The 15,030-nt window shown below is 67.0% G+C and carries 12 protein-coding genes and 3 pseudogenes; 9 read left to right on the top strand and 6 right to left on the bottom strand.

Features of this window, described 5'->3' with window-relative positions; genetic code table 11:
* Nucleotides 1-16: 16 nt before the first annotated feature.
* The gene (locus ACZ4AA_RS34480; RefSeq protein ID WP_467611417.1) at nt 17-1,021 is read right to left on the bottom strand and encodes a threonine ammonia-lyase; all 1,005 of its coding nucleotides are present in this window, start codon (nt 1,019-1,021) and stop codon (nt 17-19) included.
* 392 nt (nt 1,022-1,413) lie between these two features.
* Between ACZ4AA_RS34480 and ACZ4AA_RS34475 the strand changes: the two are divergent.
* From ACZ4AA_RS34475 to ACZ4AA_RS34465, 3 pseudogenes are all read left to right on the top strand, one after another.
* A pseudogene (locus tag ACZ4AA_RS34475) lies at nt 1,414-1,728 on the top strand (IS30 family transposase); the annotation flags it as partial.
* A 4-nt stretch (nt 1,729-1,732) separates the two neighbouring features.
* Nucleotides 1,733-2,027 (top strand): annotated as a pseudogene (locus ACZ4AA_RS34470) (integrase core domain-containing protein); the annotation flags it as partial.
* A gap of 40 nt (nt 2,028-2,067) precedes the next feature.
* Nucleotides 2,068-2,633: pseudogene (locus tag ACZ4AA_RS34465) on the top strand (dihydrofolate reductase family protein).
* 518 nt (nt 2,634-3,151) lie between these two features.
* Here ACZ4AA_RS34465 and ACZ4AA_RS34460 read toward each other — a convergent pair.
* A complete protein-coding gene (locus ACZ4AA_RS34460; protein ID WP_467611415.1) occupies nt 3,152-3,649 on the bottom strand; it encodes a GbsR/MarR family transcriptional regulator in 498 nt (165 codons plus the stop codon).
* 102 nt (nt 3,650-3,751) lie between these two features.
* Between ACZ4AA_RS34460 and ACZ4AA_RS34455 the strand changes: the two genes are divergently transcribed.
* The 3 genes from ACZ4AA_RS34455 (at nt 3,752) to ACZ4AA_RS34445 (ending at nt 6,959) form a co-directional block, all read left to right on the top strand.
* Nucleotides 3,752-4,768 carry an ABC transporter ATP-binding protein gene (locus tag ACZ4AA_RS34455; protein ID WP_467611413.1) on the top strand — a complete coding sequence of 339 codons (1,017 nt, stop codon included), beginning with the start codon at nt 3,752-3,754 and terminating at the stop codon, nt 4,766-4,768.
* Nucleotides 4,765-6,375 (top strand): ABC transporter permease, encoded by a 1,611-nt coding sequence (locus ACZ4AA_RS34450; RefSeq protein ID WP_467611411.1) that lies wholly within the window; start codon nt 4,765-4,767, stop codon nt 6,373-6,375. The genes ACZ4AA_RS34455 and ACZ4AA_RS34450 overlap by 4 nt, the downstream gene beginning before the upstream one ends.
* A 143-nt stretch (nt 6,376-6,518) precedes the next feature.
* Nucleotides 6,519-6,959 carry an HGxxPAAW family protein gene (locus ACZ4AA_RS34445; RefSeq protein ID WP_467611409.1) on the top strand — a complete coding sequence of 147 codons (441 nt, stop codon included), beginning with the start codon at nt 6,519-6,521 and terminating at the stop codon, nt 6,957-6,959.
* 14 nt (nt 6,960-6,973) lie between these two features.
* Here the strand turns inward: ACZ4AA_RS34445 and ACZ4AA_RS34440 are convergent, their stop codons facing one another.
* The gene (locus ACZ4AA_RS34440) at nt 6,974-7,486 is read right to left on the bottom strand and encodes a MarR family transcriptional regulator (protein ID WP_327188134.1); all 513 of its coding nucleotides are present in this window, start codon (nt 7,484-7,486) and stop codon (nt 6,974-6,976) included.
* Nucleotides 7,487-7,759: 273 nt separating this feature from the next.
* On the opposite strand from ACZ4AA_RS34440, the gene ACZ4AA_RS34435 reads away from it, so the two are divergent.
* The 3 genes from ACZ4AA_RS34435 (at nt 7,760) to ACZ4AA_RS34425 (ending at nt 11,676) form a co-directional block, all read left to right on the top strand.
* Nucleotides 7,760-8,032 (top strand): DUF1272 domain-containing protein, encoded by a 273-nt coding sequence (locus ACZ4AA_RS34435; RefSeq protein ID WP_327188133.1) that lies wholly within the window; start codon nt 7,760-7,762, stop codon nt 8,030-8,032.
* A gap of 527 nt (nt 8,033-8,559) precedes the next feature.
* Nucleotides 8,560-10,731: an MMPL family transporter gene (locus ACZ4AA_RS34430; RefSeq protein ID WP_467611406.1), complete on the top strand. Its 2,172-nt coding sequence runs from the start codon at nt 8,560-8,562 to the stop codon at nt 10,729-10,731.
* A gap of 327 nt (nt 10,732-11,058) precedes the next feature.
* Nucleotides 11,059-11,676 carry a GNAT family N-acetyltransferase gene (locus ACZ4AA_RS34425; RefSeq protein ID WP_467611404.1) on the top strand — a complete coding sequence of 206 codons (618 nt, stop codon included), beginning with the start codon at nt 11,059-11,061 and terminating at the stop codon, nt 11,674-11,676.
* Nucleotides 11,677-11,769: 93 nt separating this feature from the next.
* Here the strand turns inward: ACZ4AA_RS34425 and ACZ4AA_RS34420 are convergent, their stop codons facing one another.
* Genes ACZ4AA_RS34420 through ACZ4AA_RS34410 form a run of 3 tightly spaced genes read right to left on the bottom strand, consistent with a single transcriptional unit; the run spans nt 11,770 to nt 14,916 of the window.
* Nucleotides 11,770-13,170: an APC family permease gene (locus ACZ4AA_RS34420; protein ID WP_467611402.1), complete on the bottom strand. Its 1,401-nt coding sequence runs from the start codon at nt 13,168-13,170 to the stop codon at nt 11,770-11,772.
* A gap of 13 nt (nt 13,171-13,183) precedes the next feature.
* On the bottom strand, nt 13,184-13,561 hold the full coding sequence (locus ACZ4AA_RS34415; protein ID WP_327188129.1) for an SCP2 sterol-binding domain-containing protein: 378 nt from the start codon (nt 13,559-13,561) through the stop codon (nt 13,184-13,186).
* The gene (locus ACZ4AA_RS34410) at nt 13,558-14,916 is read right to left on the bottom strand and encodes a flavin monoamine oxidase family protein (RefSeq protein WP_467611399.1); all 1,359 of its coding nucleotides are present in this window, start codon (nt 14,914-14,916) and stop codon (nt 13,558-13,560) included. The genes ACZ4AA_RS34415 and ACZ4AA_RS34410 overlap by 4 nt, the downstream gene beginning before the upstream one ends.
* Nucleotides 14,917-15,030 lie beyond the last annotated feature (114 nt).

Raw genomic sequence — 15,030 nt, 5'->3', positions numbered from 1 at the left:
CTTGACTGCGCGCCGGCTAATGGCAACAGCCCGCAAACGAGAGAGGGGGCTCTTTCAGAAGCAATTCGAGGAGGTCGGAATTGACATTTCCACCACTGACTACCGCTACGTGCGCAGCACCGGCCGGGAGGTCGCGCTCGTGATACAGATATGCTGCCGTTGTGACTGCCCCGGAAGGTTCGGCGATCATGCCGGCTTGATGTGCCAAGATTGCTACGCTCGAGCAGATCTCCTCCTCGGTTACGGTGATGATGTCGTCAACAAGTACTTGCATGTGCTCAAAGGGATGCACGCCTACGGTACTCATCTGCATTCCGTCAGCCAGGGTTCTGCTGACGCGCTGAGTCGGCCAGGTCACTCGCCTGCCGGCGCGCAGGCTTTCCCGCGCGTCGGCCGCCAGCTCCGGTTCGACGCCCACTACTCGAACTCCGGGCCTCGTGAGCTTCAGTGCCGCCGCAACACCCGAAATCAGACCGCCTCCGCTGACCGGCACCAGCACCGTGTCAACGTCCAGTCCCCGAGCAACCGCCTCCTCGGCGATTTCCAAGCCTACCGTTCCCTGGCCGGCAATGATATCGAGGTCGTCGAAAGGCGGGACGATGACAAAGCCATGCTTTTCGGCCAGCTCGTCAGTCACCCTGGCGCACTCTTCGAGGGGGGCGAACTTCACCTCGGCCCCGTATTCGAGAACGGCGTCGACTTTGGCCTTGGCTGCAGTAGCAGGCATAACGATCGTGACCTTCACGCCTTCTTGGCGCGCCACGTAGGCGAGAGCCTTGCCATGATTTCCGCTTGACCGCGCGATGATCCCCCGGGCTTTCTGGGCTTCGGACAGCCTTGACAACCGGTTGTAAGCGCCGCGGATCTTGAACGAACCTGTGATCTGCAGGTTCTCAGGCTTCAAGAGCAGAGAGCGGTGGGCGCACGAGGCCCAGGACGCCTCGAGCAACGATGTATGGGACACCGCATGCGCCAGGCGCTGACTGGCCGCGTAGATGTCATTGAAAGTGACGAGAGCCATTAGCCAGCCTCAATTCGATGGTTTCTCATGGTGTCCACTGTGGCCCGGAATCGTTGGCTATTGATGAGTAGTGCGTACTCGACCACAGGCCACGGAGAGCATTTGGGCGTCCTTGATGATGGCTGCCGAGCCGGTCACCGTTGATGCGGACCCGCACGTCTGTGCTCAGAGCTCGTAAAACGATTTCGTCGAGGTGTCCTGGTCGGACAGGGCCGATGGGACGCTTCACCCGGGAGGGCGCGAGTGCTCCGTGGTAGGGGGAGCCGACATCGGTCCGTCGCCGGTCGGCCGGGGAAGACGGGCGGCAGACGCCACTTGACTTGTGACGCGGCATCCCGCTCCAGGCCGTCACCACCGCGGCCGACGTCAACGACGGCAGCCGGGCGTCCCGCCGCCGCCTCACCTGGGACCGCGGGAAGGAACTCTCCGGTCATGCCCAGTTCGCTCTCGATACCGGGACGAAGGTGTTCTTCGCCGATCCGCACTCGCCCTGGCAACGACCGACAAACGAGAACACGAACGGGCTGCTGCGTCAGTACTTCCCGAAGGGCACTGATCTCTCCCGCTGGTCGTCCACGGACCTCGAAGCCGTCGCCATGGCGATCAACAACCGGCCCCGCAAGGTCCTCGGTTGGCGGACACCGGCCGAGGTCTTCGAAGAGCAGCTACGCTCGCTGCAACAGCCCGGTGTTGCAACGACTGGTTGAACTCGCCCAGTTCCGTTCTCGGAAGTTCGTCCGGACCCTCGATCGCCACAGGATGTCCGGATCGATAGGGAGAGTTGGGGCGGCCGGCGACAACGCGGCCATGGAGTCCTTCTTCAGCCTGCTGCAGAAGAACGTCCTCGACCGCCGGAGCTGGGCAACCCGCGAGGAGCTGCGGATCGCAATCGTGACCTGGATCGAGCGGACCTAACACCCGACGCCGCCGTCAGGCCTCGCTCGGCCGACTGACACCTGTCGAATACGAAACCGTCATGACTACGCCGGCCCTCCAGGCCGCGTGATCGAACCTGTCACCCAAACCTGCATCAGACCCGGCTTCTGATGCGCGGCGTGACCTATTCGATGGGCGTCTCATTGGACGGCTACATCGTCGGGCCGGACGACGGCTTCGACTGGACGACGCCCAACGAGGAGGTCTTCCGCTTCGCCACCGACGAGGTGCGAGAGGTCGTCGTCCACCTGCTGGGACGACGGCTCTACGAGACGATGCTGTACTGGGAGGCCGTCGACCAGAATCCATCCCTCGACGACTCGATGCTGGAGTGGACCGCGATCTGGAAGGCGCTCCCGAAGGTGGTGTTCTTTCACCACGCTGTCGGCGGTACAGGGCAATGCCCGCCTGGCTTCCGGCGGCCTGGCGGAGGAGATCGAGCGGTTGCGAGCCGAGCCGGGTGAGGGCGACATCGCGATCGCCAGCGCGGCTCTCGCCGCCGAGGCGGCCGCGTCGGGTCTGATCGAGGAGTACCGGGCCAGGGTCTACCCGGTGCTGGTCGGCGGCGGCATTCCGTATCTTCCCCCGGCATGAGCGCCGGGTGGATGTCGAACTCGTCGAGTTCCGCACCTTCCGCTCGAGAGTCGTCTACCTCCGTTACCGCGTGGCGCGTTAGCCGGCTGGTCCGCCGCGCCCTGGGAAGAACGGGCCGGCCAGTGACGTTCTCTCAGCGAAGCGACCTGTGCGAACGGTGTGAACCACCGTCTGGCGAAGGTGAGTCGGACGGACTGCACCCGACCGCAGACGCACGTAGAGCCCCTGGTAGGGCAGACCTCACCACAAGATCATTGCCGTAACCACCAGAGGCTTCACGTTGGACACCTACATCGCCACACTCGACGTCCCGCGTCACGTCGTGGAGTACCTGGCCCGGTTGTTGGCCGTGCACCGTCGACGGATGAACCCCGAAGGGGGCGCGGGCGCTGGGCCCGTTCCGTCAGGCGGTGCTGGTGCTGCGCTGGTTCGGTGAGCGAGGCTGTGTGTCTGCCTCGCCCGGGACGCCGGGGTGTCCCAGGCGACCGGCTGCCGGTACCTGCACGAGGGCATCGACATCCCTCGCAGCCCAAGCCCCCCACCTGCATGCGGTGTTGGACCGTTGCCGCGTCGAGGGCGTCGCAGAGGCGCCGGGCGCTGTCAGTCGTCGCCGTGGAGTGTTTCGCGGTGGGTGCGCCAGCGTTCCATCATCGCGGCGATCTCGCCGTCGATGAACTCGAAGAACGTCAGGGTCTCAGAGAGCCGGCGCCCGGCCGGGGTAGCGGGACCAAGGCTGTCGACGCCGGCGCGCAGGGCGGTCTCCCAGCGCTTGAGCACCGCGTCGCGGCTGGTCAGGGCCTCGTACCACTGGTCGCTGTGCACGCGATACCGCTCGCGCCGCGAGCCGGGTTCCCGCTCGCGCGAGACCATGTGCTGCTGCGCGAGATAGCGCACCGCACCGGAGACGGCGGCCGGGCTGACCCGGAGCTGTTCACCGAGTTCCGCCGAGGTCATCGCGGCAGAGTCGGAGGCCAGTAGCGCCGCGAACACCCGCGCGGGCATCCGCTGCATCCCCGCCTCGACGAGCTGCGCCGCGAATCCCTCCACGAACTGCGAGACCGGCTCCGGATCCCGCTCCACCGTGGTCGCTTCCGCCATCTGTCGATCATCTCCCCTGCTCATGCCTCATCGTCGAGTGTAACGCGGTTCATACTCTTCCTTAACTTCACAAATTTCTGAAGTAAGCATAGTGTCTGAAACATGACGAAGGTAATCAGCGTCTCCGGACTACAGAAGAGGTTCGGCAGGACGCACGCGTTGAACGGCCTCGACCTGGAGGTTGAGGCCGGTGAGGTGCACGGCTTCCTCGGCCCGAACGGATCCGGGAAGTCCACCACCATCCGGGTCCTGCTCGGCCTGCTACGCGCCGACTCAGGCGCGGCACGGATGCTCGGCATGGACCCATGGGCCGACGCGGTCGAACTGCACGGCCGGATCGCCTACGTCCCCGGCGACGTCACCCTGTGGCGCAACCTCACCGGCGGTGAGGTCATCGACCTCTACGGGCGGCTGCACGCCGCAGGCCGCACCCGCGGCGGGCGAGCCGAGAGGCGGCGAACCGGCGGGCTCAACCCTGCCCGGCGCGCCGACCTCATCGAGCGCTTCGAACTCGACCCCACCAAGAAGGGGCGCACCTACTCGAAGGGCAACCGCCAGAAGGTCGCCCTCATCGCCGCCTTCGCCTCGGACGTCGACGTGCTGATCCTCGACGAGCCGACCTCGGGCCTGGACCCGCTGATGGAAGAGGTCTTCCGGCGGTGCGTCCGGGAGGAGCGCGACCGGGGCCGCACCGTTCTGCTGTCCTCGCACATCCTGAGCGAGGTCGAGGAACTCTGCGACCGCGTCAGCATCATCCGCAAGGGCCGGACCGTCGAGAGCGGCTCCCTCGCCGACCTGCGCCACCTGACCCGTACCAGCGTCACCGCCGAACTCAGCGGTGGACCGGGCGCGTTGGCGACCCTGCCCGGAGTCCACGGCCTCGACGTACAGGACGCCGGCGTCCTGCCCGACGGCGTTCGGAGCCGGGTCAGGCTCCAGGTCGACACCGAACACCTGAACGCCGTACTGCGCTCGCTGGCCGACTCCGGCGTACGGTCTCTGACCTCGGCTCCGCCTACCCTGGAGGAGCTGTTCCTGCAGCACTACCGGGACGAGGACGAAGGCGAGGACCAGGACGCCGCCCTCCGGGCCATGTCCGAAGAGGCGGCGGCCCGATGACCACCACGACCGCCGGCACCTTCACCGTCCGCGGCGGCGGTACGCGCCCACTGGCCGGCACCGGCACCTTGCTGCGGTTCACCCTGCGTCGCGACCGCATGACCATGCCGCTGTGGATCGGCGTGACCGGACTGCTGGTGCTCTCCCTGCCGGGCTCGCTCAAGAGCGTCTACGCCACCCCCGCTGAACGCGCTGACGTGGCACGGCAGATGCTCACCAACAGCTCCCTGCGCGCCACCTACGGGCCGGTGTTCAGCGACTCGCTCGGCGGGCTCACCGCCTGGCGCATCGGCGGCTTCGCCGGCGTGCTCGCCGCTGTGATGAGCCTGATCATCGTGGTCCGGCACACCCGCGACGAGGAGGAGAGCGGACGGCAGGAACTCGTCTCCGCCGCGATGGTCGGGCGGCGCGCCCCGCTGACCGCGGCCCTGCTCGCGGCACTCGTCGCGAACGGCGCCCTCGCTCTGCTCGTCGCGGCTGGCCTCGCCGGTCAGGGCGGCGCCGGTGCCCTGGCGCTCGGACTGACCGTCGGCGGGATCGGAATGGTCTTCGCGACCATGGCGGCCCTCGTCGCCCAGTTCACGGAGAGCGCGCGGCTCGCCAAGGGGCTGACCGGCGCACTGCTCGGCGCAGCGTTCGTCCTCAGGGCGGCGGGCGACGCGGCGAGCGACGACGGCTCGTCGGTGCTGACCTGGATCTCCCCGATCGGCTGGCTGGAGAACATCCGTGCCTTCGCGAACGAACGCTGGTGGGTCCTCGCGCTGTTCGTCGCGGCCATCGCCGCACAGGGCGCCGCCGCCTATGCACTCGCCGGACGCAGGGACGTCGGCATGAGCTTCCTGCCCAGCCGGCCGGGGCCCGCGACCGGCCGCCTCGGCGCGGCCGGAGCACTGGCGTGGCGGCTGCAACGCGGCGCGGTGCTCGGCTGGAGCCTCGGCTTCCTCGCCGCGGGCGCCGCGTTCGGCGGCATCACCAAGGGGGCGGCCGACCTGGTCGGCGACAACGCCAGGACCCGCGAGATCATCGAGCGGATGGGTGGTCAGAGCGGGATCACCGACGCGTTCCTCGCCGCCATGGTGAACATGCTGGGCCTGGTCGCCGCCCTCTACATCGTCTCCTCCGTACTCCGGCTGCACGCAGAGGAGACCTCGCAGCGCGCCGAACCCCTGCTCGCCGCCGTCGGCCGGCTGCGCTGGGCCGGCGGACACCTTGTCATCGCCTTCGGCGGCGCGGTCCTCATCATGCTGCTCGGCGGGCTCGGCCTGGGCCTCGGCCACGGATCGGACCTCGGCCCCATCCTCGGTGCCTGCCTCGTCCAGGTCCCGGCGGTCTGGACACTCGGCGGCCTCGCGGTCCTCCTGTACGGCCTCTCTTCTCGGCTCGCGCCCGGCGCCTGGGCCGCGGCCGGCCTCGCCCTCCTCCTCGGCTGGATCGGCCCTGCCCTGGACCTGCCCCAGGTCGTCCTGCGCCTCTCCCCCTTCGGCCACGTGTCGAAGCTGCCGGGCGGCACCATGGCCTGGGCACCGGTCCTCCTCCTCACCGGGATCGCGGCGGGACTGACCGCGGCGGGACTGGTGTCCCTGCGCCGGAGGGATCTGAGGACGTGAGCGCGTCGGGCCCGCGTATACCGCCTCGCCACGAGAAGCCGCCCGCGCCCCTGCCCCTGGTTTGCCCTCCCCCTTCAGTGGTCTTAAGATGGCAAATATTTTAGCTCGCGAGATAAATCTTCTCGCTCGCTTCGAGGAGACTCATGAGCGGTCTGCACGGAACGCACGACCTGGGCCACACCGTCGCCGGATGGACCGGCACCGCCATCACGGTGATCGGCTGCTGTGTCGCGGGAGTCGCTATGACGAGGGGCTCGGCGCCGGGTCTTGCGCTCGGCACGGGGGTCATCGCCGTCGCCGGGCTGGTGACCTGGGTGCTACATCTGAGCGGCTGGGGTAAACCGAGCGGGCCCCGGCCCGTCCGTGAACAGAACTGGCGCGTCAGAGACCACGAAGCCGCCCAGGGGCACCCCAACTGCCTCGGCTGCCGCATCGCCGGACGAACGGGCACCCGCCGCGGCGCCGCCGCGTCCTGGAGCACGCCGCTTCCGTCCGCTCGCACCTCTCAAGGGAGCTTCCCCATCCGGTCAGCTGTGCCGGCAGGGGCTTCAGCGGTACGGAACGAGAGTGGGGGCGAGCACTGAGCCCGCCCGGACACTCAGTCCTGTGCGGGTGACGGGCCCTCGGCCCGGGCGGCGTCGCGCATGTCGTCCAGACTCTTTTGCATCGCCGTCCTGGCCTTGGCAAACCAGTCCGCCAGTACGGCGACCTCGTCGCGGGTGAAGTCGGAGACCAGAAGGCGCAGGCGCTCGTAGAAGGGACCGTAGACCTCGAGGATACGTGCCTGGGCCGACTCGTCCATCACGACCCAGACTCGTCGACGGTCCGTCAGGTCGCTCTCCCTGCGGATGAAGCGAGACTTTTCCAACCGGTTGAGCACCCCGGTGACGGCACCTGTGCTCAACCGGGCTCGCGCGGCGAGGTCGCTCGCGCCCAGGGGCTCACCGGCCAAGGACGCCTCGATCACGAACCCGAGACAGGTCAGGTCGGTGACGTTGAGTCCGAGCCGTCCGGCGATGTCCTGCTGTCCGAACTGCGCCAGCGCGATCAGGCGGTCCATCTCGTACAACGCCTGCTCAGCGGTCGCTTCGGGACGCGCCTTGCCCTCCATGTATCACCCATGACATCACTACACCAAGCCGAAATCGGACTGAACAAACCCTAACGTTCATTCACCCAGGCCACAGACCAAGCCGTGGGAACCGACGAGCACAGGTGTACGGCGACTGGGCGCGTAGATCGCCGGTGCCGCTGAGGCGGATGAGCCCAGAAGGGCATGTGCGTAAGCCGTCGGCCGCTCTGTCGATCCAAGTTCGTCCAGTGATCTGGCCGAGTCTGAGAGGCCACCTCGCTGGGAGCGGTCTTGGTCCGCCAGGTGTGTCGCATGCTGTCCGTTGCCCGCCCGGCAGCGGTCTTTCCCCAACCAACCAGGAGAGCCATGCCCTTGGAAATGCGCGACCGCTGCGAACGATGTGGAGGTCCGCTTCTGATACAGACCACGTCCGCCCGCATCTGCTCGTACGAGTGCACATTCTGCGTGTCCTGCAGCGACGCGATGCAGGACACATGTCCTCACTGCGGCGGAGAACTCGTCACCCGTCCCCGCCGTGCGCCCTCCGCCACTGTCGAGCCGACGATCAGTCATCCAGGCCGGTGATTGCCCACCACACCGGCGTCCAGGCTCTGGTCGCCGACCGGCGACCACCGGGACGGTCAGCCAGGGGCGCCGGCTCCGTGGCGGCGAGGATGCGGGTAGGGTCTCGCACTCGTCGGACTTCGCCATCGACGCGACGGCGATCGGCAGGCGGCCGCTCGCCAGGGGCTGTGTGCGAAACGCAACCGCCTCGTCTCGGAGGTGAAGCCGAGCATCGCCTGCACCACAGCCCAGGTCACCGACTCGGGACCGCGGGGATTCGGCGATGTCAGGCCGCGGCGCGAAATCATCCCGCTCCCCTGCCGACTCCTGCGAAGGCACCCCCAAGACGGGTAGCGGTGAGGCTGCCGGCACGACTTTCGCGGAAGAGTGAGCACCGTTTACTCAGGTGCTCACATCGCTACCAGCCCACCGTAAGTAGCAAGAGGACGTGTACATGGATGGTCTCCGCGTTCCGCTCGCACCACGTCTGCGGACGCAATCACCACGGCGCGTCTTCGACAGTCCCCACAATCCGACCGGGAGCCTCCGTGGCTACGTTCCTCTACCTGCTGTCCAGGGCCGCCTTCCGGCGCCGCCGTCTCGTCGCCGCAATCTGGGTGGCGCTGCTAGCCTGTGCCGCGGTGGGCGCAAGCGTGGCTTCCAGCAACGTCACGTCCTCCTTTTCCCTTCCAGGGACCGAGGCCCAAAAGGCTGTTGGGCTTGTTGAAACGCGGTTTCCCGGGAGCAGCCCCGATGGTGCCGTGGCGCAGATCGTTCTGAAGGCTCCTGCGTCGGAGAAAGTGTCTGACGCTGCCCCCAAGGCGACGGTCGGGAACCTCGTGAAAGAGCTGAGGTCGAAGTCGGACCAGGTGGCCGCCATCACTGATCCGTATGAGGGAAAGAGCGTATCGCCGAACGGGTCAACCGCCTTCGTCTCCGTCACCTACAACAAACCGCCGGGGTCTCTGACAGACGCGACACTCAAGTCACTTGATGACGTTGCCTCTGACGCTCGCAAGAGCGGTCTGACGGTCGAAGTAGGCGGAACGGCTCTGCAGGCTGCGCCGGAGCCCGGCATCGGCGAAGTGATCGGCGTAGTCATCGCTGCCGTGGTCCTGATCATCACTCTTGGGTCACTGGTCGCCGCTGGACTGCCCCTGCTGACCGCGATCTTCGGGGTCGGCATCGGCATCTCCACCATCACCGCACTGGCGAGCACCTTTGACCTCGGCTCCACCACCTCTACGTTGGCGATGATGATCGGGCTCGCGGTCGGCATCGACTACGCGCTCTTCATCGTCTCGCGTTACCGGGCCGAGCTCACAGAGGGCCACGACCGCGAGGAGGCAGTTGGCCGGGCCGTCGGCACGGCCGGCTCCGCCGTCGTCTTCGCGGGCCTGACCGTGGTGATTGCCCTGGTGGGACTGGCAGTCGTCAACGTTCCTATGCTGACGAAGATGGGCTTCGCCGCCGCCGGCACGGTGGTCATCGCCGTCCTCATTGCCCTGACGGCGATTCCTGCCCTGCTCGGCTTCGCCGGCAGGCGGGTCTCGCCCCGCAAGGCAAGCAGGCCCGCAGGAAAGCCCAACGGCGGCGTTCGGTGGGCGCGCTTCGTGCTGCGTCGCCCGGCCACTGTGTTGGTCGTGGGCCTGATCAGCCTCGGCATCATCGCCATCCCCGCCGCGTCCCTGAAGGTGGGCCTTCCGGATGACGGCTCCCAGCCGGTCAGCACCACTCAGCGCAAAGCCTACGATCTAATGTCCGAGAGCTTCGGTCCGGGATACAACGGCCCCCTGCTGGTGGTCGTCGACGGTGACACAGACGCCGCGTCTCACACCCGCGAAACGCTCCAGGGCCTGGACGGCGTTGCCTCGGTCACCCCGGTGACGGTCAACGAGGCCGGCGACACCGCGATGATCACCGTCATCCCCAAGGATCGGCCTTCCTCGGTCGCCACCGAAAGACTGGTGCACTCCATCCGGGACACCACCGCCGGCAATGTCTTCGTCACCGGCGCGACGGCGATGAACGTCGACTTCTCGCAGCGCATGAACGACGCACTGCTGCCGTACCTGACGCTGGTCGTGGGCCTTGCGTTCCTGCTCCTGATGCTGGTCTTCCGGTCGGTACTCGTCCCCCTGAAGGCCGCTCTCGGTTTCCTGCTTTCTGTAGTGGCAGCGCTCGGTGCAGTCGTTGCAGTCTTCCAATGGGGCTGGCTGGGCTCCCTGTTCGGCGTTGAGCAGACAGGCCCGATCATGTCGATGATGCCGATCTTCATGATCGGCGTGGTCTTCGGGCTCGCCATGGACTACGAGGTCTTCCTGGTATCACGCATGCGTGAGGCGTATGTCGGCGGAGAACAGCCGGGGGCCGCGGTCGTCACCGGCTTCCAGCACGGAGCCCGGGTCGTCACCGCAGCCGCAGTGATCATGATCGCGGTCTTCTCCGGATTCATCGGCTCGAGTGAGCCGATGATCAAGATGATCGGCTTCGGGCTCGCGATCGCGGTGTTCATGGACGCATTCGTGGTCCGGATGGCGATTGTTCCGGCAGTCCTTGCCCTGCTCGGGCACAAAGCCTGGTGGCTGCCCCGCTGGCTGGATCGACTGCTCCCCAACATGGATGTGGAAGGCGAGAGGCTCCGCGAGAGGCTGGGTTCCGCCTCAGAAAGCATCGCGCCAGGAGATCCGGACGAGGAGCGTCGTCTTTCTCCGGTCTGACGCCCTGGGTTCCGAGGGCCCCGCCATGAGCGGTGGCTGGGCCCCCGGTTACGTGACGGCCTCCGTGGGGACGGGACCGTCACGAACGAACAGGTGGTCGTGTCGACCCCGCGAGGAAGCTGGTTGACACGGCCACCTGTATGCCCCGCAGCAGCCCGTGGACTGCTCACTGACCACGGCACCATCGCCCCCCCCTCTGCCCAACTGGGCGACCTGACTCACACCCGCGGAGCCCACCATCGGCACCCACCCCGCTCGTCACCTCCGATCACCTCACCTTGTCAGCCGCCCGGCAAGGGTTCTCCTTGTCCCGTACGGAAGGTACGCATGGACCACCTCCCTGAACACACCACCAAGCGTTGTACGTCATCGCAGATCGACGCACCGCTAGGGACCGAGGTCGCCACGCTCACCGAGGTACGCCAGCTCGGCGGCGCCTCCGCTGAGGTGACGTTGTCTCTTTCCCCGCTCGGATTCTCCCCGGACGAGATGCGCGAGGTCGTCGACCTCTATGAGAGCAACCCGACATACTGCCGCGCCGCCGGCGAATACGATCCCGAGTGCATAGAGCCCGACCGGGTTCAAGCAGACCTGTATGAAGAGGCCAGCAGCGACAGCTGCGAGGTCCTGGTCGCCCGAGACGGGCAAGGCCAGCTTGTTGGCCTGGTGTGCGTGCTTGAACAGCATCCTGCGGACGGCTATCCCTGGATTGGGCTGCTGCTCGTGCACGGCAGCCTTCACCGCCAAGGTGTCGGCCGACGGCTGGCCTGCCTCATCGAGGACCGATTTCGTGACGACGGCCGGGACGGAATCCGGCTAGCCGTCCTGGAGGCCACCCCGACCTCTCTGGCCTTCTGGAATTCCCTGGGCTGGGAGGAGTGCGACCGCCGCGCCGACATCCAGCGCGGGCGACCCTGCATCGTCATGCACAAGCAACTCGTCTGAGCTCTTCGGAACTATTCGCTGCTCGCTCGTGCTGGCCGAGCGGCACCCTCGTCGCGTCGGCGTCGGGTACGAAGACCCGCGTGTGGGATGTGCTCACGAGGCGGCTCCTTCAGAGGCGGACGACGTGTTGCGCTGAGCGCGTGCGACGGCCCGGGCGGCACGCCGGGCGGCGAGTTCCTCGGCCTCCCGGCGTTCGAGGCGCGGCACGACGGTGAAGACGTAGACCGTGACCAGTGCGGCGCAGCCGAGCACGACAGCGAGGGGGATCGGGAGGATGCGCTCGCCGACACTCACAGAGGCAAGCAAGCCGAGCAGTCCGAACAGGACGGTGAAGACGAGCGCGAGAGGGGCGCCGCCCCGCACGCGGAAGGGCCGGTCGGTGTCAGGTTCGCTGCGGCGCAGTCGCCAGACCACGAAGCCCGCCACCGCGTAGATCATCATTTCCAGGGCCGCGCAGACCGAGACCATGACGGTGAAGGACCCGGTGAGAGCGACCACGACCGCCAGGACCAGCGAACTGCCCCCGAGGAGACAGACTGGCAGGGCGGGCACCGCCCGGTCGTTGAGCCGGGTGAGAGGGCGGGGCAGCTTGCCTTCGCGGGCGACTGCGTAGATGAATCGGGAGAGGGTTACGAAGCCGCCGTTGAAGGTGTTGACGGCGGTCAGTGCGGTGACGGCGAGCATTACCAGCATGCCGGCGTGGCCCATCGCCTGCTGCGCGGCGAGGAGTTGGGGGTAGGCGCTACCCAGCGACGCGTTGTCGAGGGTGGCGCCCATGGCCACGGCGAATACGGCCTGACTGGCGGCCAGCACCAGTACGGAGACCAACATCGCGCGCGGTACGGCCTTCGGCTTGGTGACCTCCTCGGCGTTGGTGGTGACCCATTCGAAGCCGGTGTAGACGAAGATCCCGAGGACCAGGGCCTGCAGCGGGGAACTGTGGGTGCCCGCCCCCGGGTGTGACACATGGCCGGGGCTGGCGATCGCGATGACGCCCACGCCGACGGTGACCAGCACCACGACGGTGGTGACGATTTTTTCGGCGGCGCCCGCGAGTTTGATGCCACGCAGGTTGAGCCAAGTGGCGACGGCGAGCAGCAGGGCCACATAACCGACCGTGACCAGAGGGCCGCTGTGGAAGGCGTACGCCATGGCCTCGCCGATGATGTAGGCGTCCGCAGCGATGACCAGCACGATCGCGGTCATGTACGTCAGCGTGATGATGAGGGCGAGGCGGTCGTTCATGGCCCGTGCCATCCAGAGCCGGATACCCGCGGCACTGGGATGCATCCCGTTGAGTTCGGAGAACAGTGCCCTGACTCCGAGCATGAGGACAGCGGCGCCCAGGATCGCGATCCATGAGAGCGGACCGCTGATGTACGTGAGGAGCTGTGCGATACCCAGGAAGTTGATGGCGGCGAAGGCCAAACCTGTGGAGATGGCCGATGCCCCTCCGAGCCCCAACGCGCGGCTGAGGACGGGTGGTTCGCTCATGATGACTCCGGGGTCACTGGCCGAGGAAGATGAACATGGCCATCGCGTCCAGGCGCATGACGTCGTCCGCCCTGCCCTGTGTCCGGATGGCTCCCTGCATGTAGTTGGAGACGGGGTTGGCGTCTCCCCAAAAGATCTCGGCGAGGTCCATGCTGTTGCCGCGCACGACCAGGTCCGGCACGCCCTCAGCGCCGCGGACCGCGGGCGAGGTGTGCCCTTTGTCGATGACGAAGGTGAAAAGGGCGTCCGGCTGGTCGGTCGCCTCGATGTGGATACGGCACGACCAGGCGGCCAGTGTCTTCGCCACCCTCGGGCTCTGGTTGGCCTTCTTCGCGTAGTCGACGAGGGCTTCGTGGAGCTCCGCTGCGTCAACGCTCTGCGCCGCGCTCATCGGCCGGCCTCGGCCAGGATCGCCGCTGCTGTCGTCTCGCCCGAGCGCACTGCCCCGTCCATGTACCCGCTCCAGACGGTGGCGTACTCCGTACCGGCCCAGTGGATGGGTCCGACGGGAGTGCGCAGGACCTGGCCAAGGGTGGACCAGGTGCCTGGGGACAGGATCCCGGTGTAGCAGCCGCGCGACCACTCCTCCTCCATCCACAGCTTCTCGTGGACGTTGACGGGGTGGCGGGCCTTCTCGCCGAAGTAGGTCACAAGGTCCTCGATGACGTGGGCGCGACGTTCTTCAGCGGTCATCGCAAGGGCTCGACGGGCCGAGTTGGAGTCAACGAAGCAGACGAGTACACCCTCGGGGCGGTCAGGATGTGTCTGGTCGAAGGTGACCTGGACCAGGGTGTTGTCGCCCATCATGTGACCGCTGAGGCCGTCCTCACGCCAGAACGGCGTCGCGTAGGCGACGCTTATCTTGACGGAGGAGCCCATGAATATGCGCTGGGTGAGCTGGTCGCGCAGGCCAGGCATGGGTGGGCTGTAGCGGATGCGTCCGGCGAGGGTCGGGGCCAGTGCCACGACCGCACGGCGGGCGCGTGTGATGCCGCCGTCGTGGTGGACGGTGACGCCGCTGTCCGTGTACTCGATGCGACTGACGGGGCAGCCGAGCCGGATGCTGTCGCCGAGCAGTTCGGCCAGTCGCTCGGAAACCTGCATGGACCCGTGGGTTATCCGGGTCTCCTGGGCACTGTTGATGGTGCCGATCATCTTCTCCAGGCCACCGCCCGAGCTGATGTAGAAGAGCGCGTGCAGGAGGGAGATCTCCCCGGGCTCGGCCGGGAACAGCGCACGTGTCATGGCACGCAGCCACACCTTGGCGCCTTCGCAGTACGGCTGCTGCCGAATCCATGATTCGACGGTGAGGCCGTCCAGTTCGGTAGCTCGCGGGTGCTTCCACGGTTCTGCCGTGTCCACCTCCAGGGCGGCGGATGTGAGGTCCACCATGGCGTCCATCAGGTCGGCGGCGATGAGCGGATCACCGGTCGGAACGGCTCCGTGGTAGCGCAGCAGCTTGCCGTCGACGAGCTGCAGGTTGTCGCCGTCGGCGTACTGGGTGAACGTATCGAGCCCGAACTGCTCGATCAGCTCCAGCATCCGGTCCTGGGTGGGGCCTACCCACTGTCCGCCGTACTCGACGAGCCTGCCGTCCTCCTCGATGACCGAACAGGTACGCCCGCCGACACGGTCACGAGCCTCCAGCACCACGATGTCCTGGCCTGCCTCTGCCAGCACCCGGGCTGCCGAGAGCCCTGCAAGACCCGCCCCGACGACTACGACGTCAGCTTCGTTCTCGATCATGAAAACCCCTTGTTGGTTAGTTGACCAAGTCAGTTGCCCAAGTGAAATAGGGTAGTAGGAACACGTCAAGGGGCGCGGAGCGACTTTCCCCGCCCTTTACTGAGGAGGTGCGAT

It is taken from the genome of Streptomyces sp. NPDC024698, assembly GCF_055559015.1.
This window is presented reverse-complemented; position numbering and strand designations above follow the sequence as displayed.

Excerpts from the sequence above, each read along its gene's own strand:
- ACZ4AA_RS34480 (WP_467611417.1), bottom strand. The coding sequence starts at position 1,021 with ATGGCTCTCGTCACTTTCAATGACATCTACGCGGCCAGTCAGCGCCTG.
- ACZ4AA_RS34435 (WP_327188133.1), top strand. The coding sequence starts at position 7,760 with ATGCTGTCCGTTGCCCGCCCGGCAGCGGTCTTTCCCCAACCAACCAGG.
- ACZ4AA_RS34415 (WP_327188129.1), bottom strand. The coding sequence starts at position 13,561 with ATGAGCGCGGCGCAGAGCGTTGACGCAGCGGAGCTCCACGAAGCCCTC.
- ACZ4AA_RS34410 (WP_467611399.1), bottom strand. The coding sequence starts at position 14,916 with ATGATCGAGAACGAAGCTGACGTCGTAGTCGTCGGGGCGGGTCTTGCA.
- ACZ4AA_RS34460 (WP_467611415.1), bottom strand. The coding sequence starts at position 3,649 with ATGGCGGAAGCGACCACGGTGGAGCGGGATCCGGAGCCGGTCTCGCAG.
- ACZ4AA_RS34425 (WP_467611404.1), top strand. The coding sequence starts at position 11,059 with ATGGACCACCTCCCTGAACACACCACCAAGCGTTGTACGTCATCGCAG.
- ACZ4AA_RS34440 (WP_327188134.1), bottom strand. The coding sequence starts at position 7,486 with ATGGAGGGCAAGGCGCGTCCCGAAGCGACCGCTGAGCAGGCGTTGTAC.
- ACZ4AA_RS34450 (WP_467611411.1), top strand. The coding sequence starts at position 4,765 with ATGACCACCACGACCGCCGGCACCTTCACCGTCCGCGGCGGCGGTACG.
- ACZ4AA_RS34445 (WP_467611409.1), top strand. The coding sequence starts at position 6,519 with ATGAGCGGTCTGCACGGAACGCACGACCTGGGCCACACCGTCGCCGGA.
- ACZ4AA_RS34420 (WP_467611402.1), bottom strand. The coding sequence starts at position 13,170 with ATGAGCGAACCACCCGTCCTCAGCCGCGCGTTGGGGCTCGGAGGGGCA.
- ACZ4AA_RS34455 (WP_467611413.1), top strand. The coding sequence starts at position 3,752 with ATGACGAAGGTAATCAGCGTCTCCGGACTACAGAAGAGGTTCGGCAGG.